This is a genomic window from Pseudomonas sp. Irchel 3A5, assembly GCF_900187575.1.
Classification (GTDB): Bacteria; Pseudomonadota; Gammaproteobacteria; order Pseudomonadales; family Pseudomonadaceae; genus Aquipseudomonas; species Aquipseudomonas folii.
Window position 1 is genome coordinate 196,035 of the sequence record NZ_FYDU01000008.1, and the last position, 22,622, is coordinate 218,656.

19 protein-coding genes and 2 pseudogenes are annotated in these 22,622 nt (G+C 56.5%); 3 read left to right on the top strand and 18 right to left on the bottom strand.

All coding sequences use genetic code 11. The features are described from left to right. Positions 1 to 68: 68 nt before the first annotated feature. The 4 genes from CKW31_RS15325 to ptsP form a co-directional block, all read right to left on the bottom strand. Positions 69 to 1,631 carry an alkaline phosphatase gene (locus tag CKW31_RS15325; RefSeq protein ID WP_095096495.1) on the bottom strand — a complete coding sequence of 521 codons (1,563 nt, stop codon included), beginning with the start codon at positions 1,629 to 1,631 and terminating at the stop codon, positions 69 to 71. Positions 1,632 to 1,931: 300 nt separating this feature from the next. Next, on the bottom strand, positions 1,932 to 3,662 hold the full coding sequence (locus tag CKW31_RS15330) for a PTS fructose-like transporter subunit IIB (RefSeq protein ID WP_095096906.1): 1,731 nt from the start codon (positions 3,660 to 3,662) through the stop codon (positions 1,932 to 1,934). 148 nt (positions 3,663 to 3,810) lie between these two features. Further along, on the bottom strand, positions 3,811 to 4,752 hold the full coding sequence (gene pfkB, locus CKW31_RS15335; RefSeq protein ID WP_095096499.1) for a 1-phosphofructokinase: 942 nt from the start codon (positions 4,750 to 4,752) through the stop codon (positions 3,811 to 3,813). Beyond that, positions 4,752 to 7,613 carry a phosphoenolpyruvate--protein phosphotransferase gene (gene ptsP / locus CKW31_RS15340; RefSeq protein WP_095096506.1) on the bottom strand — a complete coding sequence of 954 codons (2,862 nt, stop codon included), beginning with the start codon at positions 7,611 to 7,613 and terminating at the stop codon, positions 4,752 to 4,754. The genes pfkB and ptsP overlap by 1 nt, the downstream gene beginning before the upstream one ends. A gap of 327 nt (positions 7,614 to 7,940) precedes the next feature. Here ptsP and cra point away from each other — a divergent pair, with 327 nt between their 5' ends. Then, positions 7,941 to 8,936: a catabolite repressor/activator gene (gene cra, locus CKW31_RS15345; protein WP_095096509.1), complete on the top strand. Its 996-nt coding sequence runs from the start codon at positions 7,941 to 7,943 to the stop codon at positions 8,934 to 8,936. Then, complete coding sequence (locus CKW31_RS15350) at positions 8,933 to 9,718, top strand: TatD family hydrolase (protein WP_176469899.1); 786 nt, start codon at positions 8,933 to 8,935, stop codon at positions 9,716 to 9,718. The genes cra and CKW31_RS15350 overlap by 4 nt, the downstream gene beginning before the upstream one ends. Before the next feature lie 175 nt (positions 9,719 to 9,893). Here the strand turns inward: CKW31_RS15350 and ampE are convergent, their stop codons facing one another. From ampE to CKW31_RS15365, 3 genes are all read right to left on the bottom strand, one after another. Further along, on the bottom strand, positions 9,894 to 10,730 hold the full coding sequence (gene ampE, locus CKW31_RS15355) for a regulatory signaling modulator protein AmpE (RefSeq protein WP_095096513.1): 837 nt from the start codon (positions 10,728 to 10,730) through the stop codon (positions 9,894 to 9,896). A 16-nt stretch (positions 10,731 to 10,746) separates the two neighbouring features. After that, the gene (ampD, locus tag CKW31_RS15360) at positions 10,747 to 11,295 is read right to left on the bottom strand and encodes a 1,6-anhydro-N-acetylmuramyl-L-alanine amidase AmpD (protein WP_095096516.1); all 549 of its coding nucleotides are present in this window, start codon (positions 11,293 to 11,295) and stop codon (positions 10,747 to 10,749) included. A 285-nt stretch (positions 11,296 to 11,580) separates the two neighbouring features. After that, entirely contained in the window at positions 11,581 to 13,830 is a 2,250-nt protein-coding gene (locus tag CKW31_RS15365; RefSeq protein WP_095096518.1) for a DUF1631 domain-containing protein, read from the bottom strand. Positions 13,831 to 14,189: 359 nt separating this feature from the next. Here CKW31_RS15365 and nadC point away from each other — a divergent pair, with 359 nt between their 5' ends. After that, positions 14,190 to 15,038, top strand: coding sequence for a carboxylating nicotinate-nucleotide diphosphorylase (gene nadC / locus CKW31_RS15370; RefSeq protein WP_095096520.1), 849 nt, complete (start codon positions 14,190 to 14,192; stop codon positions 15,036 to 15,038). A gap of 343 nt (positions 15,039 to 15,381) precedes the next feature. Here the strand turns inward: nadC and CKW31_RS15375 are convergent, their stop codons facing one another. The 11 genes and pseudogenes from CKW31_RS15375 to CKW31_RS15420 form a co-directional block, all read right to left on the bottom strand. Next, entirely contained in the window at positions 15,382 to 15,630 is a 249-nt protein-coding gene (locus CKW31_RS15375; protein ID WP_095096522.1) for a hypothetical protein, read from the bottom strand. Continuing rightward, positions 15,630 to 15,890, bottom strand: coding sequence for a hypothetical protein (locus CKW31_RS15380; RefSeq protein WP_095096525.1), 261 nt, complete (start codon positions 15,888 to 15,890; stop codon positions 15,630 to 15,632). The genes CKW31_RS15375 and CKW31_RS15380 overlap by 1 nt, the downstream gene beginning before the upstream one ends. Before the next feature lie 150 nt (positions 15,891 to 16,040). Then, entirely contained in the window at positions 16,041 to 16,256 is a 216-nt protein-coding gene (locus CKW31_RS15385) for a hypothetical protein (RefSeq protein ID WP_095096527.1), read from the bottom strand. A gap of 39 nt (positions 16,257 to 16,295) precedes the next feature. Next, complete coding sequence (locus CKW31_RS15390) at positions 16,296 to 16,754, bottom strand: response regulator (protein ID WP_095096529.1); 459 nt, start codon at positions 16,752 to 16,754, stop codon at positions 16,296 to 16,298. Positions 16,755 to 17,113: 359 nt separating this feature from the next. Further along, a complete protein-coding gene (locus tag CKW31_RS30370) occupies positions 17,114 to 17,977 on the bottom strand; it encodes a methyl-accepting chemotaxis protein (RefSeq protein ID WP_371856755.1) in 864 nt (287 codons plus the stop codon). Further along, positions 17,969 to 18,754 (bottom strand): annotated as a pseudogene (locus tag CKW31_RS30375) (MCP four helix bundle domain-containing protein); the annotation flags it as partial. The gene CKW31_RS30370 and the pseudogene CKW31_RS30375, both read right to left, overlap by 9 nt. Positions 18,755 to 19,716: 962 nt before the next feature. Further along, entirely contained in the window at positions 19,717 to 19,953 is a 237-nt protein-coding gene (locus tag CKW31_RS15405; protein WP_095096537.1) for a hypothetical protein, read from the bottom strand. Positions 19,954 to 19,955: 2 nt separating this feature from the next. Beyond that, positions 19,956 to 20,246, bottom strand: a complete 291-nt coding sequence (locus CKW31_RS30380) for a hypothetical protein (protein ID WP_095096539.1) — start codon at positions 20,244 to 20,246, stop codon at positions 19,956 to 19,958. Positions 20,247 to 20,398: 152 nt separating this feature from the next. Continuing rightward, the gene (locus CKW31_RS29965) at positions 20,399 to 20,605 is read right to left on the bottom strand and encodes a hypothetical protein (RefSeq protein ID WP_176469900.1); all 207 of its coding nucleotides are present in this window, start codon (positions 20,603 to 20,605) and stop codon (positions 20,399 to 20,401) included. Between the two features lie 45 nt (positions 20,606 to 20,650). Further along, a pseudogene (locus CKW31_RS29970) lies at positions 20,651 to 21,108 on the bottom strand (response regulator); the annotation flags it as partial. A 949-nt stretch (positions 21,109 to 22,057) separates the two neighbouring features. Beyond that, positions 22,058 to 22,504, bottom strand: coding sequence for a hypothetical protein (locus CKW31_RS15420; protein ID WP_095096543.1), 447 nt, complete (start codon positions 22,502 to 22,504; stop codon positions 22,058 to 22,060). Between the last annotated feature and the right edge of the window lie 118 nt (positions 22,505 to 22,622).

Below are 22,622 nucleotides of genomic sequence, written 5' to 3' on the forward strand. Positions count from 1 at the left end.
ACGTCAGCTTGCAGATCTACATAGAATCCCCACAAGAGCATTCATCCAGATCCAGAATACTGTTGTCTTCATGCGTCCCTGGCGGGCACCAGTTTTTTCTCGAACACAGACACCCCGTCCAGATCCCGCAAGGTCACGGTCATCTCCGAGCTCTGCCCGTCAATGTTCACTTCACCAAAAAACTGAAAACCGGCAAACGGCGAGGTGTTCTGCGCAGGCGGGGCCTTTTGGAAAACCAGTTCAGGGCCGAAGGTTTTGTCCAGAGCGTTAGGACCAAAGCTCCCGGCGTTCAAAGGCCCGGCCACAAACTCCCAGAACGGATCGAAGTCCTGAAACACCGCCCGGTCAGGTTGGTAGTGATGCGCCGCGCAATAATGCACATCGGCGGTCAGCCATACACAGTCGCGGATTTTCTGCACGCGCATATACGTCAACAGTTCGGCGACTTCCAGCTCGCGACCAGCCGCCGGGCCGTCCTGACCGTTGGCGATGGCTTCCCAGCGCGCCACACCAGGGCTGACTTCGCCATCCGGTACGCCCAGACCAATCGGCATGTCGGCAGCGATCACCTTCCACTGTGCGGTGGAGTTCTTGAGCCCGGTCTTAAGCCAGTCCAGTTGGGTCCGCCCCAGGAAAGCCGTGGTCGGCCCCGGTTTATCGGCCAGGTTGGAATCGTTGCCGTCGCGATAACTGCGCATGTCCAGCACGAACACGTCCAGCATCGGCCCGTAACTCATCTTGCGATAGATACGCCCGCCGTTATCCGCTTCCTGCAAACGCATAGGCGCGTATTCCAGAAACGCCTGTCGGCCACGGGAGGCCAGCAACTGGATGTCCTTGACCTTGTAGCGGTCGTCCAGTTGTTTGCTTGAGGACCAGTTATTGGTCACTTCGTGGTCGTCCCACTGCCAGATTTGCGGCACTTCCGCGTTGAAGCGGCGCAAGTTGTCATCCATCAGATTGTAGCGATAAGCACCGCGATACTCGTCAAGGGTTTCCGCGACCTTGCTCTTGGCTTCGGTGGTGATATTGCGCCAGATGCGTCCGCCTTCCGTGACGACCTGCGCCGGCACCGGGCCGTCGGCATAGATGGTGTCGCCGCTGTGGATAAAGAAATCCGGCAGGCGCAGACGCATGGCTTCATAGATACGCATGCCGCCTATGTCCGGGTTGATGCCGAAGCCCTGGCCGACCGTGTCGCCACTCCATACAAACCGCAGATCCCGGCGCTGTTGCGGCACGCTGCGCAGATGGCCAAACCAGGGTTCACTGGCTACGCCCGACTGAGCATCTTCGAATTGCACGCGGTAGAAAATCGCCTGATCGGCGGGCAATCCACTCAGCTCGACTCGCGCAGTAAAGTCGGTGCGCTGATCAGCAAGGGCTGAAACCACACGACGCGGGTTGGTGAACATACTGCGAGTGTCCCACTCCACCACCATGCGCGACGGTCGATCACTGCGACTCCAGACCATCGCCCGATCGTCCAGCACGTCACCGGACTGCACACCATCAGTGATTTTCGGCCGGTCCTGAATCGAAGCGATAACGGCTGGCGCCAGACCGGGCAAAAGCAAGCCTGCGCCAGCAGCCTGAATGATGCGGCGACGTGTCGGATCGAACTGAGTCATGGAGGGTCCCCTTGTTGAAGGTAAAGGGGAAAGCTAGCAGTGCAAGATTGGGGAAATATGACAGTGGGGCAGACATTGAACTGGTAGGAGCCAACTTGTTGGCGAGAGGCGGTGTGTCTATCAAATCGCCTCGCGAACAAGTTCGCTCCTACCCAGGCATTGCGCAGTCTCAGGCCTACTGCGCTCAAAGGTAGGAGCCAACTTGTTGGCGAGAAAGGCTGACGCGGTTCCTCAGGCATGCCGCCTCGCGAACAACTTCGCTCCTACCGGGGATATCGCATTACCAGGCCAAGGTGCTAATCACGCCTGCGCTGGCGCAACCTCCATCTCAGCCACTTCCGGCCGCTTGAGCAACGCGTACGTCACGCCTGTCACCACGCTGCCCGCGACAATCGCCAGCAGATACAGCAGCGCATGGTTGATGGCATTCGGGATCAGCATCACGAACAAGCCACCGTGCGGAGCCATCAGTTTGCAGCCGAAGTACATCGACAATGCACCGGTCAACGCGCCACCGGCAATACTGGCTGGAATCACCCGCAACGGGTCTTTCGCAGCAAACGGAATCGCGCCTTCGGAGATGAAACACAGCCCCAGCACAAACGCAGCCTTGCCCGCTTCCCGCTCGCTCTGAGCGAATTTACGGCGGGCGATGAAACTGGCGATGCCCATACCAATCGGCGGAACCATGCCCGCAGCCATCGCAGCTGCCATGGGCGCGTAGCTCTGGGACGCCAGCAACCCCACCGAGAACGCATAAGACGCTTTGTTGATCGGGCCACCCAGATCGACACACATCATTGCGCCGAGCAGCACGCCCAGCAGAATCGCGTTGGTGGTGCCCATGCTGTTGAGAAACACCGTCAGGCTTTCCAGCAGCCCTGCGACGGGCCCGCCTACCGCGTAAATCATCAGCAGGCCAGTGACCAGACTGGCGAGTAACGGGATAATCAGAATCGGCTTGAGCGCCTCGACACTGGCAGGCAAACGAACGTAGCGATTGATTGCCCAGGCGCTGTAGCCCGCGATGAAACCCGCTGCGATCCCGCCGATGAAACCTGCGCCGAGGGTGCTTGCCAGCAGACCACCGATCATGCCGGGAGCCAGGCCCGGACGATCGGCGATGGAGTAGGCGATATACCCGGCCAGCAACGGGACCATCAACGTAAAGGCAGCATCACCCACTTGCTTCAGGATTGCAGCCAGGGTGCCTGGCTCCTTGAACGCCTCAATGCCGAACACAAACGACAGTGCGATCAGCAAACCGCCCGCCACCACCATCGGCAGCATGTACGACACGCCAGTCAGCAAGTGTTTGTAGACGCCGGTTTTCTCCTGTTTGGCCGGTGCAGTCGATGCACTGCCAGAAGATTCCACCTGAGCTTCAGCCAGCGCTTTTTTCAGCGTGGCGTCGGATTGCTTGAGTGCAATACCGGTGCCGCAGCGATAAATACGTTTGCCCGCGAAGCGCTCGGTAGCCACTTCAATATCGGCCGCCAGCAATACCACATCAGCGTCGGCAATCGCCTGAGCGCTGAGGGGATTACGAGCGCCCACCGAGCCTTGAGTCTCAACCTGAAGCTCATAGCCCAGACGCTTGGCTGCCTGCTGAATGGCCTCAGCAGCCATGAAGGTATGCGCAACGCCCGTCGGGCACGCGGTAACCGCGACGATGCGCGGTACGGCGCCAGTCGCTGCAGACGCTACGACAACAGATGCCTCGTAGACGTTGGCCTGCTCGGACGCCCGATGCAGGAAACCGTCCACGTCTTGCAGCGCATGGGCGGGAGAGTCCTGGAACAGACGCTTGCCCACAAAGCGGGACAGATCGACTTCACCGGTGTTGACCACCAGGATCCAGTCGGCGTCAGCAATTTCCTGGGCAGACAAAACCTGTGTCGGGTTGCGCGGATCAAAGACCTCGACGCAAGTGCTCCAGCCCATACGCTGGGCGGCGGCATCCAGCAGCCTCGCACTGAGAACGCTGCTGACCTTGCCGTTCGGGCAGGCTGTCACAATGGCTAATTTCATTACCTGGCCTCTCTTATTAAACAGCGCATAACCAAGTTGATTGGAATGCATTCTGTAGGAGCTGCCGAAGGCTGCGATAAGGCGTGTCTGACACACCTTATCGCAGCCTTCGGCAGCTCCTACACCGACCATGCAGTGGCCGGTTCCTTTATCTTTCCGCCAAAGTGCGAACGTTCACGCCGCCTTCGAGCTTTTTAAGCTGTGCGTTATCGGTAATGCCAAACCCGATCTGGGTCACCGCCATGGCAGCAATCGCCGTGGCAGTGCGCAGGGTTTGTTGAGCCGGATGGCCACTGAGCAAACCGTGCACCATACCCGCTAGCAGCGAGTCTCCGGCACCCACGGTGCTCGCGACGGTGACTTTCGGCGGCAGCGACTGCAACGCGGTCTCGGCGCTGAACCAATGCACACCTTCGGACCCCTGCGAGATCACCACATGCTCAATGCCTCGGGCACGCAGGCTGGCGGCGGCTTCGGCCTGAGCGGCGATGGAAATGATCGGCGCATCCAGCGCATCGGCCAGTTCTTCGGTATTGGGTTTGATCAGCCACGGACCCGCCGCGAGACCGGCACGCAAGGCCAGACCACTGCTGTCCAGCGCGACCTTCAGCCCAAGATCCTTGAGACGGACCAGCAACTTGTGCAGCCATTCCGGGCTGACACCACGCGGCAGGCTGCCTGCAACCACAACCGCGTCAAACTGCGTCGCGATCTGTTCAACACGGGCATACAGCGCTTGCTGTGCCTCTTCGCTGACCATCGGGCCGGGGCCATTCAAGTCGGTGATACGCCCGCTCTGCTCTGCCAGCTTGATGTTGCTGCGGGTTTCACCCGGTACGCGAACGAACTCATCGACAAAGCCGCGACGCGTAACCAGCGCCTCGAACGGTTGCTGATTGTCGACGCCAAGAAAGCCAGCGACGGTCACTTGATGCCCCAGATCAGCCAGCACCTGGGCAACGTTCAAACCTTTGCCTGCCGCATGGCTGAGCATGGCTTCGCTGCGGTTGACTTGCCCGAGCTGCAACGGTCCCAACTGCACAGTCAGGTCCAACGCGGGGTTCATGGTCAGGGTCAGTATCTTGGCCATTAAAAAGCCTCCACAAGGGCACGCACTTCGGCGGCGCTGCCCACCGTCAGCGCGTTCTGCGCCAGTTGCTTCGCCGTACTCAAATTCAATTCACGCACGCAGGCTTTGACTTCACCGATGCTGCGCGCCGAGACGCTCAACTCATCGACGCCAAGGCCGACCAGCACCGGTACTGCCAGCGGATCCGCCGCCAGTTCGCCGCAAATACCCACCCACTTGCCATTGGCATGAGCCGCACGCACGGTGATGTCGATCAGTTGCAACACAGCCGGGTGCAGGCCGTCAGCCTGCGCCGACAAGGTCGGGTGACCGCGGTCAATGGCCATGGTGTATTGGGTCAGGTCGTTGGTGCCGACACTGAAGAAGTCCACTTCTTTGGCCAGCACGGGAGCAAGCAACGCGGCCGACGGCACTTCGATCATGATGCCGATCTGCAAGTCCGCAACCGGGATTTCTTCCCGAAGACGCAGTGTCATGTCCCGCGCCTGACGCCATTCTTCAACGGTGCCGACCATCGGAAACATGATGCGCAGCGGACGATTGTCAGCGGCGCGCAACAAGGCGCGCAGCTGGCTCTCCATGACCTGCGGACGTTGCAGGGTCAGACGAATGCCGCGCACACCGAGGAAGGGGTTTTCCTCTTTGTCGATGGGCCAGTAAGGCAGCGGTTTATCGCCGCCGACGTCCAGCGTACGAACCACCAGAGGACGGCCTTGCAGATCGTCCAGCACGCGACGGTATTCAGCTTCCTGAGTCGCCTCGTCCGGCGCCTGCGAGTGGGCCATGAACAGCAATTCGGTACGCAGCAGCCCGATGCCTTCCGCGCCCTGCTCTACCGCAGCGGGTGTACCGGCGCTATCGCCAATGTTGGCGAACACTTCAACGGCATGGCCGTCGACAGTCAGTGCAGGCTCCATGCGTTTCGCGGCAGCGGCTTGCAGACGTTGTTCGCGGTTGTCGCGATCTTCGGCAGCACGCTGCAAGGTCTCGGCATCTGGCGCAACAGTCAGGCGACCTTTCTGGCCGTCCAGCAACAGCACCGTGCCCGGTTTGAGCAACAACACGCCATCACCGGCACCCACCAGCGCTGGAATGCCCAAAGCGCGGGCCACGATCGCGCTGTGCGCTGTGGCACCACCACGCGCAGTCAGAATGCCAGCCACCTGAGCGGGATCAAGTCGCGCCACATCAGAGGGGCCAACCTCATCCATTACCAGAATGTAGGGTTCGTCCGGGGCAGCAACGTTTTCGATGCCGCAAATCTGCGCCAGTACGCGACGGCCAACATCACGCAAATCCGCTGCGCGCTCAGCCAGAAGCACGTCCTGCAGCTGTTCCTGCTGACGCGCCGCGCTGTCGATCACATTGTCCCAGGCCGCCGCAGCGCTCTCGCCCTGTTTGAGGCGCAGGATGACTTCGTTGATCAGCTCGGGGTCGTCGAGCATTTCGACGTGGGTGATGAAAATCTCGCGGATCGCCTTGGCCTTGCTGCGCTGAATCAGGCCCTGAATGTCCTGACGCACTTCGGTCAGGGCTTTTTCCAGACGTTCGCGCTCGATGGCCGCCGATTCGCCCTGCAACGGGTAATCGAAGGCTTGCAGCACCTGAATATGCGCAGGGCCGATGGCGATACCCGGCGACGCTGGGACCGCGGTGATTTGAGCACCATCCACCGGCGCGGGCATTTCCGGGGCGACGACTGCCGCAGCCGGTGTCGGCGATGTTGCGGTCGGTAGCGGTTCGACTTCTTCGCCCAGACCTTGCTCGACGGCAGCCAACAAAGCAGGCAGCGCATCGGCGGCGACACTCGGCTCGGCAATGAACTCCAGCACCTGGCCACGGCGAGCGCCCAGGCTCAGCAGTTTGCTCAAACTCTTGGCGGAGACCGCGCTCTCGCCGGTGTCCAGCACGCGAACACGAATATCGCCTTCAAACTCCTTGGCCAGTTGCGCCAGGATCTTCGCCGGACGGGCGTGCAAGCCATGGGCGTTAGCCAGCGTCACATGTTGGGTCGGCCATTCAGGAGGCACTTCACCGCCCAGTGCTTCAAGCACCGCGCGATTGCTGGTGGCGTGGCCCAGTTCATGGCCGCGGCCTTCAATCAGCAGGGAGCACAAACGCTCAAGCAACGTCTGGTGCGCTTCGCCCAGACTGGCGAGGCAGAACAACCCGGTGAGCGGCTGCCCGAGATAACGAATCGGCTTGTCCGGCGTGACGAAGGCCAGTCCTGGGCGTTTGACGGTCTGTTCGCTGTGCAGCCACCACAGGCCATCACCCAGAGACAAGGCTTCAACCTGCTGGAGCACGGCAGCGAAGCCGTTATCGACGCAATCGGCCTTACGTAGCAAACGTGCACCACGCCAGACCAGCTCCTCGAAATCGTCCGCGGTAACCCCAAGGCTGATCAACTGGCTATCAAGGGCCAGCTCTTGCGGCGCGCCTTGCAACAGTTTGAGCAGCGCTTCAGGGCTCTCGGCCTGACGCAGGGCTTCGCCAATATCGTTTTCGCCAAGGGCACGCGTCAGGAGTTGCAAGAGGCGTAAATGCTCGTCGGATTTAGCAGCGATACCAATGGCCAGATAGACCATGTGGCCGTCGCCCCAATCCACGCCCTCGGGAAACTGCATGAGGCGCACGCCGGTGGAAAAGACCTGGTCGCGGGTTTCGGGGGTTCCGTGGGGGATTGCGATGCCCTGACCGAGAAAGGTCGAGCCTTGTTTTTCGCGGTTCTGCAAACCGGTCAGGTAGCCGTCGGCAACCAGACCATCGGCAACCAGCAGTTCGGCAAGCAATTGCAAAGCGGCGGGTTTATCCACAGCCGTCTGGGCCATGGATATTTGCTCAACAGTGAGCTCGAGCATGCCTGTCTCCTGTACAGCGCGGGCACGCGCCTGATTCTTGTTTTAAGGACGATCACGGTTTGATCGACAGCTTAGGTGATGAAACAGATAAACGATCAAAGGTATGCCTATGACAACAGCAACGAAAAAAGTTGCTGAAACGTTTAATCTAAGTTGTGGCACGTTACTCGATTATCTCTGCAGGTTGAAGAGCACGAGCTCCAATGTAGCCCGCCAAACGCAAATAAACCTGAGAACATTGAGGGTGGACGATGGTCTGCTGTGCAGATCGGCCACTTTCGGTGAGAATCTTCTCTGATGAGGCATCCATAACAAAAGGAATCACGAGTGAAGCTCAGTGATATTGCACGTCTGGCGGGAGTCTCCGTCACCACGGCCAGTTACGTGATCAACGGAAAGGCCGAACAACAACGCATCAGCAACGCTACCGTCGAGCGCGTTCAGGCAGTCGTCGAAGAGCACGGCTTTCGTCCGAACCCCCAGGCCGCAGGCTTGCGCAGCCGGCACACCCGCACCCTGGGATTTATCCTGCCCGACCTGGAAAACCCCAGTTACGCGCGGATAGCCAAGCTGCTGGAACAGGGTGCACGGGCGCACGGCTATCAATTGCTGATCGCCAGTTCCGACGATGACCCCGTCAGCGAGCTGCAACTACTCCAGCTATTCCGTGCACGGCGCTGTGACGCGCTGTTTGTTGCCAGCTGCCTGCCCGCCAGTGATGACAGCTATCGCGAGCTGCAGGATAAAGGCATGCCGGTCATCGCCATCGACCGGGAAATGGACGCCCGACACTTTTGCTCAGTCGTCAGCGACGACCACGACGCCAGCCTGCAGCTGACTCGTAGTCTGTTGCAGACGAAACCCAGGCACATCGCGCTGATTGGCGCCCGACCGGAGCTGAGCATCAGCCGTGCACGGGCCAGCGGTTTCGAGGATGCGCTGGCGGGCTTCGAAGGCTCGGTGATCATCGAGCATGGCGATGCATTCAGCAGGCAGTGCGGCCAACAATTGATGCAGGATATTTTTGAGCGGCTGGGTGATTTCCCTGACGCGTTGGTCACCACCTCGTACGTCCTGTTGCAGGGGGTTTTCGACGCGCTGCAAAGTCGCGCCGTGAACCCGGCACAATTTCATCTAGGCACCTTTGGTGATACGCAGTTGCTGGACTTCCTGCCGCTACCGGTCAATGCCATGGCCCAGCAACACCAGTTGATTGCCAGCGCTGCACTGGACCTGGCCTTGGCTGCGATTGAAAAAAATCAGTATGAACCGGGCGTACATGCCATCGTGCGAACCTTCAAACAGCGCATTCACGAGGACTGAATGTGACGCTCATTGACACCCACACGCACCTGGACTTCGACGATTTCGATGCAGATCGAGCAGCGGTTCTCGACCACTGCCGGACGCTGGGCGTCGAGCGCATGGTCGTGCTGGGGGTGTACGAGCGCAACTGGCAGCGTGTCTGGGACCTGACACTGGCGAACCCATCGCTGCACGCCGCATTCGGCCTGCATCCGGTGTACATCGACGAGCATCAGCCCGAACATCTCGACCAACTGGCTGACTGGCTGACACGCCTGAAAGGTCACCCGCAATTATGTGCGGTGGGGGAAATTGGCCTGGATTACTACGTTGAAACCCTAAATCGCCCGCGTCAGCAACAGGTTTTCGAGGCGCAATTACAGCTGGCTGCGGACTTCAACCTGCCCGCGCTGCTGCATGTCCGTCGTAGCCACGCCGACGTGATCGCCACCCTCAAGCGCTTCAAGCTCAAGCGCAGCGGCATTGTTCATGCTTTCGCCGGGAGTCGTGAAGAAGCGCGTGAATACATCAAACTGGGTTTCAAACTCGGCCTCGGCGGTGCCGCGACCTGGCCTCAAGCGTTACGCATGCACCGGGTCATCGCTGATCTGCCGCTGGACAGCATCGTGCTGGAAACCGACTCGCCGGACATGGCACCCGCCATGTATCCAGGCCAGCGCAACAGTCCGGAGCATTTGCCGGAGATCTGTGAAGCGCTGGCTGGGTTGATGGATGTTACGCCCGAGCGGTTGGCTGAGGTGAGTACCCGGAATGCCAACGAGTTATTTGGCTGGATTTGATTGAAATGCCGTTTCCGGCACGTTGACGTGGGACCGGCTTTAGCCGGGAAGAGGCCGGGACAGCCGCTGAATATGTAGCATTTTCCAGGCGCCTTTCCCGGCTGAAGCCGGTCCCACGTTCATCAGCGTCTACTATGTGAGGCATTCCAATTCAATGGAGTTGCAGCCTCCCCCCTCAAACTAGCAACGTCCACAACGCAAACCCGGCGTACCAGACAATCGCGGCGCGGATCAGCAACTCCCAGAGCACATCGAGGCTGTTGACGCCTTCCGCCCCCACCACAGGCGCAGGAACCTCTCCAGCCACACAGCCGACTTTCGCAATCAACTGGGCTGCGCTGATATCCCAATTGAGCAGTTCATGCAGCATCACCCGAGTGACTGCAACGAAGTTACCCACCAAGGCAAAGCTTGCCGCCAGCAGGCGTACCGGAATCCAGTCGAAAGCATGACGCAACTGTGCTGCGTTTTCTGCCACGCCTGGGGTCTTGCCATGCTCGGCAGCCAGCGCCAGCAAACGGTAGGCCAAAGCGGCTACCGGTCCCAGCAGGAAGTACCAGAAAATCACCGCAAAGAAACTCTGATAGGCCTGCCACAACAGGTGGCCCTGCACGCCTTTGAGCAAATCTTCGCTGTTGTCGGCCAGCACACCCATGTCGCGCTCGGCAACATGCACCGCAGCCTGCTCGTCACCGCGGCGGCAAGCGTCACGAAACGGACCGAGCGCGGCAATCAGATCGCCACGCCCCAGGCTGTAGATCAACACCAGCAAATGCACCGGCAATGCCAGCCAACCGTTGGCGACTGAACCCAGGACCACCAGAATCAATGCGACCAGCAACACCGGCAGCAACACACTCAACCCGAGAATCAACCAAGGGTGCGACGCCATGCGCGGACTGGCTTCAAGCCTGGCCAGTTCAGACCGCCAGATACCATCTCGCTGGACACGCTCACGCAAGGCCGAAAACTTTTCGATCAAGACCGCCAGCAGTAACACCAGAAAACTCATTTACCTGTCCCTCACTTCAAACCTGCAAGGCCGCTTTGAAACGCGACCAGTCAAAAAATGGCCCCGGGTCAGTCTTCCGACCCGGCGCGATGTCGCTATGGCCACAAATGCGAGCGCTGCTGATCGCCGGGTACGCTGACTGTAGCTGACGGGTCAAATCAATCAGGGCGGCGTATTGCGCGTCCGTAAACGGCTGCTCGTCGGTGCCCTCAAGCTCGATGCCAACGGAAAAGTCGTTGCAGGTTTCCCGCCCCTCGAAAACCGATACGCCCGCATGCCAAGCCCGATCCAGACAGGAAACGAACTGAGTCACCTCCCCGTCCCGCTCGATCAGAAAATGCGCCGACACGCGCAGATCTGCAATCCCTTCAAAATAGGGATGCTCGGTGACATCCAGTTGATTCTGAAAAAAAGCCTGCACTTTGCCGGTCTTGAACTGGGCAGGTGGCAGACTGATGTTGTGAATCACCAATAAAGAGATTTCACCCGCAGGGCGCGCATTGAAGTTGGGCGATGGGCAGTGATGGATGCCATGGCACCAGCCGCTTGCACAATCGAGCTGCATGAAGGTTCCTTGCGCGGATAAATCGACAGGGACAAGTATGCCCGCTATGAGAGAAATAGGGAGGGTGTAAATGGATGAGGATTGGGTAGGAAGGGTCTGGAATCCCCAGCCTGTGCAAAACTTGAAGTCCCCGGGTGCGACGTGGGACCGGCTTTAGCCGGGAAGAGGCGAGTACAACCGACACATTTGCATTGTCAGAAATATCGCCTTCCCGGCTGAAGCCGGTCACACGGGAACTTCACTGGCAGGCCAATACAGAATATCCCACAGGGTTGCATTTCTGCCTTACGCGCCCTTGAGCTTGCGCAAGTTACCCAACACCGACTCCAGCGCACGATCAAACAGCAAGGCGTCGTCGAGCATGCGGATGGTGCCGCGACGGAACTCCAGGGCCAGACCCATGCGGGTCTTTTCCAAGACTTTCATGCCCGTGCGATTAACGAATACATAACGACCGCTCGGCTCGACGATAGCCGCCAGCTTGCAGCGCAGTTTGTGTTCTTCGTCTTCCTGAATTTCTACCCAGCCGCCCAAACGCAGCTTGTCGACCTGAGCCAGACCCGCGTCATCTTCCGGTAGACGTGAAGCAGGCTCGTTGAAAACCTGTTCGCCGGGGGCAATCAAGACGATCTCTTCGACCACCTGAATCATCGCCGGACCATGCGGTTCTTCGGCTTCGGCAGACTCGGACGAGCCTTGGGCCGCGTCGTCCTGAGTGCGCGAGAAATGCTGAAACGCCTGCACGTGCAGCACTTCCAGTTGACTGAAAAACTCACTGGTGGCGAACGGATCGAACGCGGCGCTGGTCAGGCCTTCACGCAGCGCTTTGAGCAAGCCCGGCACCAGATCCAGCAAACGCTGCCTGGCTTCAGGTTCTTCGTGCAGCTCGACACTCCAGACCAGATCATCCATGGCGGCCAGTCCAGCCTGCCACTCAACAGAATCATCACCGTGTTTGAGGCAAGTCAGCAGCAACACTTTGCTCCAGGCTTCCTGCAGCAAACGCACGACCACTTCAGGCAAGACTTTGCCGAGCAGGCGTTGATTCAATTCCTGCTGAACCCGCTGACGGGCCAACTCGGCACGTGCACGGCCTTCTTCGGCATCACGGGTGCGCTGTTCAAGCAATTCGCTGCGGCGACGCTCATCGCTGGTGAAAGCGAGAAAGTCCACCAACAGTTCGGAAAAGATCGCCGGATCATCGACAAAATCGTTCAGCAAACGCTGCACGATCTGCTCGACACGGACATAAAGCGAGTCGCGCTGATAGTCATCACGACCGCCCCAGCCCAACGCCGCAGAAGCGATCTCATTGAGCAGACGTCGCGCCGGATGGCTGCCTCGACTGAAAAAACTCTTGTCGATCACCGCAACTTTGAGCATCGGGATTTGCAGACGACCGATCAGCGCACGCAGCGAGGGCGGCAGATTGCGGTCATCGAGAATGAATTCAAACAGCATGGCGATCAGGTTGATGACGTCTTCGTCACCCACGCCCACCACGCGGAATTTGCCGCTCTTGACGCTGACACGGGTGAGCAACTGTTCCAACTGGTTGCGCAGATCGAAATCTTCCGGCAAATCCGACGAAGGAACATATTGCTGCATGTGCGACAACAGACGCAGCAGATCCTGGCTGGAAATCGGCCGGGCTTCTGCACTGGGCTCGTGACGCGGCACGAGATTACCGCGCACTTGCAGCAACAGCTCCTGCAAGGCCGAGAAAACGTCGTGTACACCTTTGTCGAGTTTGTCCGCTGTCTGTGCCAGAAGAGGATCGGCAAATGGCTCGACGCTGCGGCTAGGACGAGTGCTGCGATCAGTGGAGCGACGCGCTGGCACCGCTTTGAGTTCTGGCAAAACGCCGGTAGCGATCAAAAGTTGGTTAGCCTCGCTGTACAGATCATCAGTGTCAGCCAGCACGTACTTCTCAAACAGCTTGAGCACGATCAGCTTGACCTTTATACCCACGCCAAGGCTGCGCCCGGCCTGCAGGAAATAATCACACAGCATCGCCGGACCCATAGGGTTGGCTTCATTGGTCAGGGGCTGAGTGACCAACTGGTTCAGACGGGTGGTCAACTGGGCAAGCGCAGTGCCGTCACGGCTGAGCACCTTGGTGACCATCGCATCGACGGCGACGGTCTTTTCCAGGTCGTCGTTGTGCACTAGCGACAGTTTGTCGAACGACACCGGCGTCGCGATAACGGGCTCGGAGACCTGATACTGGCCCAGGCGCAAAAAAGCGTCATAAAACTTGTCGAGAAACGCACGCTCGATGCTTTTGCGCTTGAGGCGCAGGTCGCGCATGGCTTCAAAGAAATTATTTTGCTCGGAATTGCTCTGCGCACGATCCGCCATATCAAACAGCGTGTCGTCGGCATTATCGAACAGCTCCTGCAAGGCGTCCTTGAGTTGCTGAGCGGCCTTGTCACGGACCTGCAGCAAAACGACAGGCAGGCGGGCAAGGGGCGAATGAGACGCCAGGTCGGGATTAGCTTTAGTTAACGGCACAACATTCTCGTCGTTTTGCATCAAGCCACCTGCCAGGCAACATCATTGATCCCATCACAAGCCGGGCAAGGTCCCGGGCATGTGAAGCGATCCCCCAGTTCATCTCGTCACCCGTCAAACGCGTGACGTCAAATACAAGTCGCAGCATTTAAAATATATCCGATCTGCCAGAGATGTCTTGTTCTTTACATTTCGTCTCCGGCTAGCGGATTGACGCGTGCAGGGATAGACCGCGAAAAACCCGTTCCATCGCAACGAAATGTAAAAAACCGACCAACTGTCATCCACTTAAGGACAAGCAAACGCCCGCAGTAGATGGGGCGCCGTGAGTTCCGGCGACGACCTGCTTTATACTCGGCTCACCTTAAATGGAGTCCGCTATGCCGAACCTGAAACTCGCCACCCTGACCGCAGAAATCGAAGCCAACGTACGGCGTGCGCTGCTGGAAGACGTCGGCAGTGGCGACATCACCGCCCAGTTGATTCCCGCCGAACGTTTGGCTAAAGCCACGGTTATCTCCCGGGACGCTGCGGTTATTGCCGGAACGGCGTGGGTGGATGCGGTATTCCGGCAACTGGACCCGCGGGTCGCGGTGCACTGGCAGGTGACGGACGGTGATCGGGTTCAACCCAACCAGGCGCTGTTCCATGTGGAAGGCCCGGCTCGCTCGCTGCTGACGGGCGAGCGCAGTGCCCTCAACTTTCTGCAGATGCTTTCAGGGGTGGCCACCAAAGCCCGGCATTACGCTGACATCGTCGCCAATACCCAGGTCAAATTGCTGGACACCCGCAAAACCCTGCCGGGCCTGCGCCTCGCACAAAAATACGCCGTGACCTGCGGCGGTTGCCACAACCACCGCATTGGTCTGTTCGACGCCTTCCTGATCAAGGAAAACCATATCGCAGCCTGTGGCGGCATTGCCCAGGCCATCACCGCCGCGCACAAGATCGCGCCGGGTAAACCGGTGGAGATCGAAGTAGAGAGTCTAGACGAGTTGCGCGAGGCGCTGGATGCCGGGGCCGACATCGTCATGCTCGACGAACTCAGCCTCGACGACATGCGCGAAGCGGTACGCCTCAATGCCGGCCGGGCGAAACTGGAAGCCAGCGGCGGGATCAACGACGACACATTGCTGGTAATAGCCGAAACCGGCGTGGATTACATTTCGATTGGCGCGATGACCAAGGATGTGAAAGCGGTGGATCTGTCGATGCGGTTGAGTCTTTGATGTAAACCCTGAACACAATCAATTGTAGGAGCGCACGAGCACCGCGAGGCCGCGATAGCGTTCTACCTGATGCACCGCTATCGCGGCCTCGCGGTGCTCGTGCGCTCCTACAGATTCAATATTTGACCCGCGAGATAGGGGTGTCAGGAACCTATGCCTGGATTCGGCCTGTTCAAGGGCGTCACGCATCAGCTGTACCGCACAAACGCAAAAGCCCGATCCAGATGGATCGGGCTTTTTGGGCCTGCGGTGCCGAAAACAGGAATCTAACTTGTTGAAATTACCCCAATATATACTGGGATAAACCGAAGCAGCTTAAATTTATGTACTATTAAATGTACTTTTAAGTACTGCGATCTTCAATCAGTGCACCACGGATCCACGACGACTCGGCAAACTGTCCCACCGCCGTCAGGCTGGCCCAGGTGCGCAACGCTTCTCGTCGCGAGTGCACCGGCAGCCAGCGACTGCCTGCGCGCCCCAAACGGATGGCCCACGTCCACTTGTCGTCTTGACGACTCACCAGCACATCGCGCACCGCGCCCGCCTCGAGCATGGCCCGGAGCGTTTCTTCCTGAATTGCTGGATGCATTACGACAGTCGTGCGTTCAGAAGAGTACGAACTGCGACACTCAACACCTGAACGTCGGCGTGGAGCATGCGCGCCATATGAGGATCGATGGCTTGTACGTCTTCCAGAGCCTGTAAATAAGCGGTGCAAAATTGCTGGTGCTCATTGACGAGGGCCGGGGTGGAGCTTTCCCGCAGGTCCGTGAGTGCGCCAATCCAGGAGGCATAGACGTGCTCAGGCAGGTCATCCGGGAGGTTCAACAACGAGGGTTCATGAGTCATGGACAGTATCCGTGCTGCTAGGAGCGAACGGCATCAAGGCCGCAGAGGTATAGTACGGCATGCCAGTCACAAGGAAAATGGTTTCCAGAGGGCGTAAAAAAGCCCACCGGGGTGGGCTTTTCTGTAGGGGGTGATTTAACGAATGTCCCGTTATTCGACCCAGGCTAGGGCCTCTTCCTCGTCCGTTTTGCCGCACCACTCACAAGTTTCACCGTAGTCAGGCTGGTACTCTCCCTCCTCGAGGATATGCTGGTCTCCCTCTCTTTTCGCGTCGTCGGCCACGCATTCATCACACAAGTTCACGATCGGGTATTGTTCGGCAGCGCTGTAGGAAAACAGGTCACCACTAATCATGCAGGTCTTCATAGGTCAGCTCCTTGATCGTGATGGCTCCAGAGCAGTGATTTAGCCTGGATGAAAGGCAGCACGGGTCGAACCAGGTGGTGGCTCGTTCAACACGGCCCAAAACTGACCCAATTCAGAGACCGCTGAGATGAGTTCATCAAACCCGTTGGGCTTCACTACGTAGGCATTAACGCCAAGCTCATAAGCACGGGCTACGTCCTCTTCCATATTAGAGCTGGTCAGCATGGCCACCGGGATACGTTGCAGTTGCTCATCAGCTCGGACAGCCTCCAACACACCGAAACCATCAACTTTCGGAAGTTTCAAATCGAGCAGGATCACAGAGGGATTGCCATCAGCACGCCCAGCAAAATCGTTGCGCTTATGCAGGTAGTCCAAAGCCTCTGAACCATCCCTAAGGATGATGACATCTCTCCAGAGCTGCGAGCGCTCAAGGGCAATCATTATTAGCTCAATCTCCCTGAGATCATCTTCGACCAAAAGTATTTGTTTCAGCATGAAAGACCGTGTGTAGGAAAAAAAACGCCTACACATTACCAGAAGGCAAAATGCGCATGTATAGCCTTTAGTCAGGAGCACACACGCGGGCAGCTGTCCGCCTCCCCAGCAAAATGTAGGGCACACCCATTCCAAGGTCATGCAACGTGCTTACCCGCGCTGCACAGCAGTTCGCGCTCAGCCCCATGACGGACTGGACGAACCTTTCGAGTTCGACCAGTGTTCGCGGAAGGCGGCACTTTTTCAAAGCCGTCTTGTAGCAAGTTTGACGCAATGGTGTTCAGTTGAACATCGGGGCCGTCGCCTCACTAGGATATTGCTACACTCAGACAGTCGTTCGCCAAGCGAAGGGACGGCAGTTAGGTTTTAAACTTGCCCACTAGCACTCCGAACGAGGATGCAAGACGTGAGAGTTCTGAACTGGAGGCGTTTGTCTGATGCGCCCCTGTGGCGGTCTGGGTGGAAAGATCCTGAATATTGATCAGATTGCGGTCGACTTCACGTGCTACATGAGCCTGTTCCTCCGCAGCACTGGCTATCACGAGATTTTTTTCATTTATTGTTGAAACGCCCTCGGTGATGCGCTCGAGAGCTATCCCAGCCTCAACAGCCTGATTACGAGTCTCTGCGGCTAGAGCTTTACTGCTATTCATTGCAAAAACCGCATCTTCGGCACCGGTTCGTACCTGGGCCATCATTGCCTCAATATCTGCGGTTGACGCTTGGGTACGGTGTGCAAGAGCACGAACCTCGTCTGCGACTACAGCAAAGCCTCTTCCCTGTTCCCCCGCCCGGGCGGCTTCAATGGCAGCGTTCAGAGCCAACAAGTTTGTTTGCTCAGCGATAGATTGGATAACTCCGAGTATTTTCGTGATTTCATTGACGCGCGTAGCAAGAACTTCAACCTTGTCGGTTGAGTCTGCAATCTTGTCTGCCATCGCGCTGACAGAATCGACAGCTTTTTTGACCTGGTCTCGTCCCTCTATAGCATTGCGGCTTGTCTGTTCAGAGGCTTCTGAAGCGCCGGAGGCATTACGAGCTACTTCTTCTACAGCAGCTGTCATCTCATTAACGGCAGTGGCGGCTTGCTGAATCTCGTCATTTTGGCGGATTAGACCCCGAGAGCTTTCTTCTGTGACGGCATTCAGCTCTTCGGATGCGGAAGCGAGCTGGTCAGCTGCGCTACCTATCTCCTTTATGGTAGCTCTGAGGTTAGCTTGCATGGTGCTGAGAGCGGTAAGTAGCGCTCCGATCTCATCCTTGCCGCTCACATTGATGTTGCGTGAGAGGTCTCCACCAGCAACCTGCTCAGCAGTGAGCAAGGCTGCTGACAGCGGTCGCGTTATCGACCTTGTTACGATCAATCCCAACGCAATAGCAGCTATAAATGCTATAACTACACCTGAGGCCAGTGACCAGTATGCTCTATTGGTAGTTGAGTCTGCATCAGGCCCTGCCTCCAAGCTTTGACGATTATTAGAGGCAACAATCAGTTTGAGCTCATCGTTCACTACCTTGTACGCAGGGTCCACCTGCTGTGCAAACAGTCTCGCGGCACCTTCCAGATCACCGGCGGTAGTCAGTTCTATCATTCGATTACCTGCTTCGATATAAGCAGGCCAATCTCTCTCAAAACTGTCGCCAGCAACACGCTCATCATCTTCCAGAGGGGTTTGTCTATATTCCCTAAAAAGCTGCTCTACTTCTTTTTGGTTATCTGCTACTGACTGAACTACTGCTTGATAGGCAGCTTGATCTGCTTTCTCATATTTAAATAACAAAGCTCTATGCAAGTCGCGATAGTGCGCCACGGAATTTGTTCGCGCGTTACTCTTTTTATATACAGAAACGAGATTATTGCCGATAACACCGTCGACACTACCCTTCAGACTTTCAATGCCAGCGTAGGCTGTCAGTCCAACGATTAATGTGATTATGGCACACGCCACAAATGCGGACACCAATCGTGTTGTAAGCATTGTTTCACGCAATAGATTCATTTTTAGACTCACTGTCCATCAATTGCTCCGCTTCAAAAAGAGCAGTGCCCTCCACTCTATCTGCCGGTAACCCGGAACACTGAGCAAAATAAATGTGGAATGCGACGAGCGGTGTGATTGCAAAACTTCCACCCAGTGCAGTCGTCATGAGCTGCTTCGGGACGAGGCTGGAGTCCAAGGAGGCTTCTTCCAGAATCCGTAAAAACTGGTTTTTTCAGTGCGGTGACATAGTTGGAGATACCGCTTCAAAAATGCTTGCCTTCTCGGTGATGGACTGCACAGACTAACGAAATCTTTCCCGTATTAGATAGGTGCTATATACATCAGACTTAATTCATACGACTTTTGCACACCCATCGTCCATCACGACGGCATCATTCCTCCGGCAACTACAAGCGAACTGTAGCTTCCTCGCTCAATAGTCTACCTCAGCACGAGAGGTTCACAAGACATCGCGCGGGTTTAACTGGCGAGCTTTTGCCTCATAATGCAGTCCCATCTACAAAGAGAGACGATGGTGATGTGTAACACCTACGCCTGCCGCGGGGAACGGCTCGCAAATCTAGCCGCCCGTCGCATCACGACCCGGCGGGCGAATTGGCGACAGCAGTCAGTGCGAGGGTTGGCCTTATAATATGGAATATCACTCAAGAGGTAACCCAGCTCATGACAGTGATGAAGTCCGCGCTGCCTGGCCACACAGTCAAGCGCATGTTCAAAGGGTTCTTGAGACTGCGCGGCCAAGGAGGCACACAATACAATATCGCCCAGCAGGCTCCAGCGCCCAGCCCAACCGAACATGCCTCTCATGAAGCAGCCCACTGCAATTCACGGTGACGCAACGAGCAACACCCGTATCTTCCAGCATAACAAACCTCCATCTAAGGAATAGGGCACAACCACACATCACCCCCTCCTTAAGCGTAGGCTACCCCTTGGAACATGGATGACCGTTGGGCGCTTCATACCTCCACCTGAAAAGCCTCGATCCCCGTCGACTCGGCAAAACGACCCACTGCTGCCAGGCTGGCCCAGCTACGTAACACCTCTAGTCGCGAACGAACAGGGCGCCGGCGACTGCCCGCGCCGCCTAAGCGAATCGCCAAGCCCCACTTTTCAGCATGCCGACTGACCAGTACTTCTCGCACCGCGGCAGCTTCAACCATCCACGCAACGCGTCTTCGGAATACTTTAGGCATGGTTAAGCCAACTTTCTGATTCTGTACGTAAAGTCAGTGACCTGCGCGGGGGACAGGCAGTTCAACTGACCGAAGCGTTTCAAGTGCAATATCATTGCTTCGTGACTCCCAGGCTCACCGGCAGCGATGCGGCGACAGGTTTTCTCCAGGATTAGTCGGGCCAACTCTGGGTTCTCGATCACTGAGGTGTCAAAGACATTGGCGACGGCAATGGCCAACCTGGCCAACCCTGGATGGCTACATCTTAGCATTCGCAGAGTAACCAATTGCGCGGGTGTAATTGGTAACGGCACGGCAGCTCCTGTGGTCGGTTGATGCCCCAACCACAGGCATGATCTATAGTAATCCACACTCCCGCACTTAGGCATCCACGCTCCAGCAAAAAGCCCGCTAAGGTGGGCTTTCTGTAGGGGACGATTTAACGAATGTCCCGTTACTACTCGACCTAGGCTAGAGCCTCTTCCTCGTCCGTTTTACCGCACCACTCACAGCTTCCGCCGTAGTCAGACTGGTACTCTCCCTTCTCGAAAATATGCTGGTCTCCCTCTCTTTTGGCGTCCTCGGCCACGCACTCGTCACACAGGTTCACGGTCGGGTATTGTTCCGCAGCGCTGTCGGAAGACAGGTCACCACTGATCATGCAGGTCTTCATAGGGTGGCTCCTTGATGGTGATAACGTCAGAGCAGTGGGGCTAGCAACGCGGGGCGAACGGGGCGGCGGCTCGTTCAACACCGCCCAACACCGACCCAATTCAGAGACCGCTGAGATGAGTTCTTTAAACCCATTGGGCTTCACTACGTATGCATTCACGCCAATTTCATAGGCACGGACTACGCCCTCTTCCATATTAGAGCCGGTAAGCATAACCACCGGTATACGTTGCAGTTGTTCGTCAGCTCGGACAGCTTCCAACACACCGAAACCGTCAACTTTCGGAAGTTTCAAATCGAACAAGATCACAGAAGAATTGCCATCCCCGCGCCCCACAAAGTCGTTGCGCCGATACAGGTCAGGTAGTCCAAAACCTCTGAACCGCCACGCAGAATGACGACATTTCAACACAGATGGGCACGCTCCAGGGCAATCAGTATTAGCTCAATATCCCTGAGATCATCCTCGATCAAAAGCTCGATCAAAAGTATCTGTCTTCGCATGAGAGACCGCGTGGAGGAAAACAACGCCTACACATTACCAGAAGGTAAACTGAGCTTGTATCATCCCTCAATCAGGAGCACATCCGCGGGCAGCTGTACGCCTCCCCAGCAAAATGTAGGGCACGTCCATTCCGAGGTCATGCAAGTTGCGCAGGTAAATTGCACACGGGAGACGAGAGCCGTTTTCATATCTGCATTGTGCGTAAGCGCGGACATCCGCGAGTATTGCAAGCGCCCTAACGGACATCCCTTTAGCTCTACGCTCACGACGTAAACGCTGACCGATTGTCATGGTATCTCTCCCTTGAAAGGAAGTAAGCATAACCCCGTCTTTTCCGCTTGAGAATCCTCAGGCAGATAAGGTGGCTGCATCTAGCCACTCAATGGAGTGAACGAACGTGGTGCGTAGAGGTATTTAGGGCATTTAAATGGAATTAAGCACCTATGCGGGCAGGACGTGTCGTTAATATGCTATGTAACAAGGGAGCCTGTAAGTATTTGATTTATAGGTTAAGAGTATGTTCCTTGTAATCAGTCACTCCTGAGTTTGACTTGAGCTCCTAGCCAAGCAGAAACGGTTTTGAGGAGCCAATATTCACGAAGCCCCCCCGCCGGCTCACCAGAATCGTACGTAATCCTCAGTACGATCGCGCCGTTTACCCGATTTGCTCTGCGGCATGAACTCCCGCCGCGTCTCACCGCATGACGGATGGAACAAAATAGAACAACGTCATGTTTGCTCAACCCGATATGAGGCTTGATGTTCATATGCGACCAGGGCCGATTCAAAACCAGAAGAATTAAGCGTGGATAAGGCCTAGCAATTCAAATTATGAAAAATTGACAAGCCTAAAAAATAACAGTTAACTCACCCAGCAGTAATTCATTCCTGACAGAAAAGCTTCCATTACGAAAAAACCAGTTCCTCCCTCAAAACCAATCCACCAACTCAAACAGAAAAACAATTTTTCTGAACTATAAACGCAAAAATCCTATCACATAAATAATCAATATCATCTATTAATTTGGCGACCATTCTTTCGCATTGCATAGTATCACACTGCAACAGCTGGGTTACATCTAGCGCAGAAGCTTTCGACCTCAATAGATCAAGTCGAACCCCATAAGAAACAAGAAGACTTTTAACTTCAAACTCCACATTAACCAGAGAAAACAGGTTGCCTTTGAAATCTCTTTCAAGCGCGCGTAGAACTTTAAAATCGCCCCTCCCTTTACAACCAGCATAGTCCAGCTTATGAATAGATATTAAATCGCCCCGCACAGATAAAATCCGCTCGAAAAATTTCTCAAAACTACTGCAAGCCGAGTAAACTTGGCTTGAGATATCACTCACCTCCCCCCCCAGCTCTCGAAAACCTTCATGGAACCCAAGCATAGTATACTTTCCATCGATCAAAATAAGACTAACTTTTAGACCACTTGTTAAACCGCCAACTTTCAAATCGCTATGAAAGTTATAAGCTTTTACAGAAAACCGGAAGAGCCCTACTTCA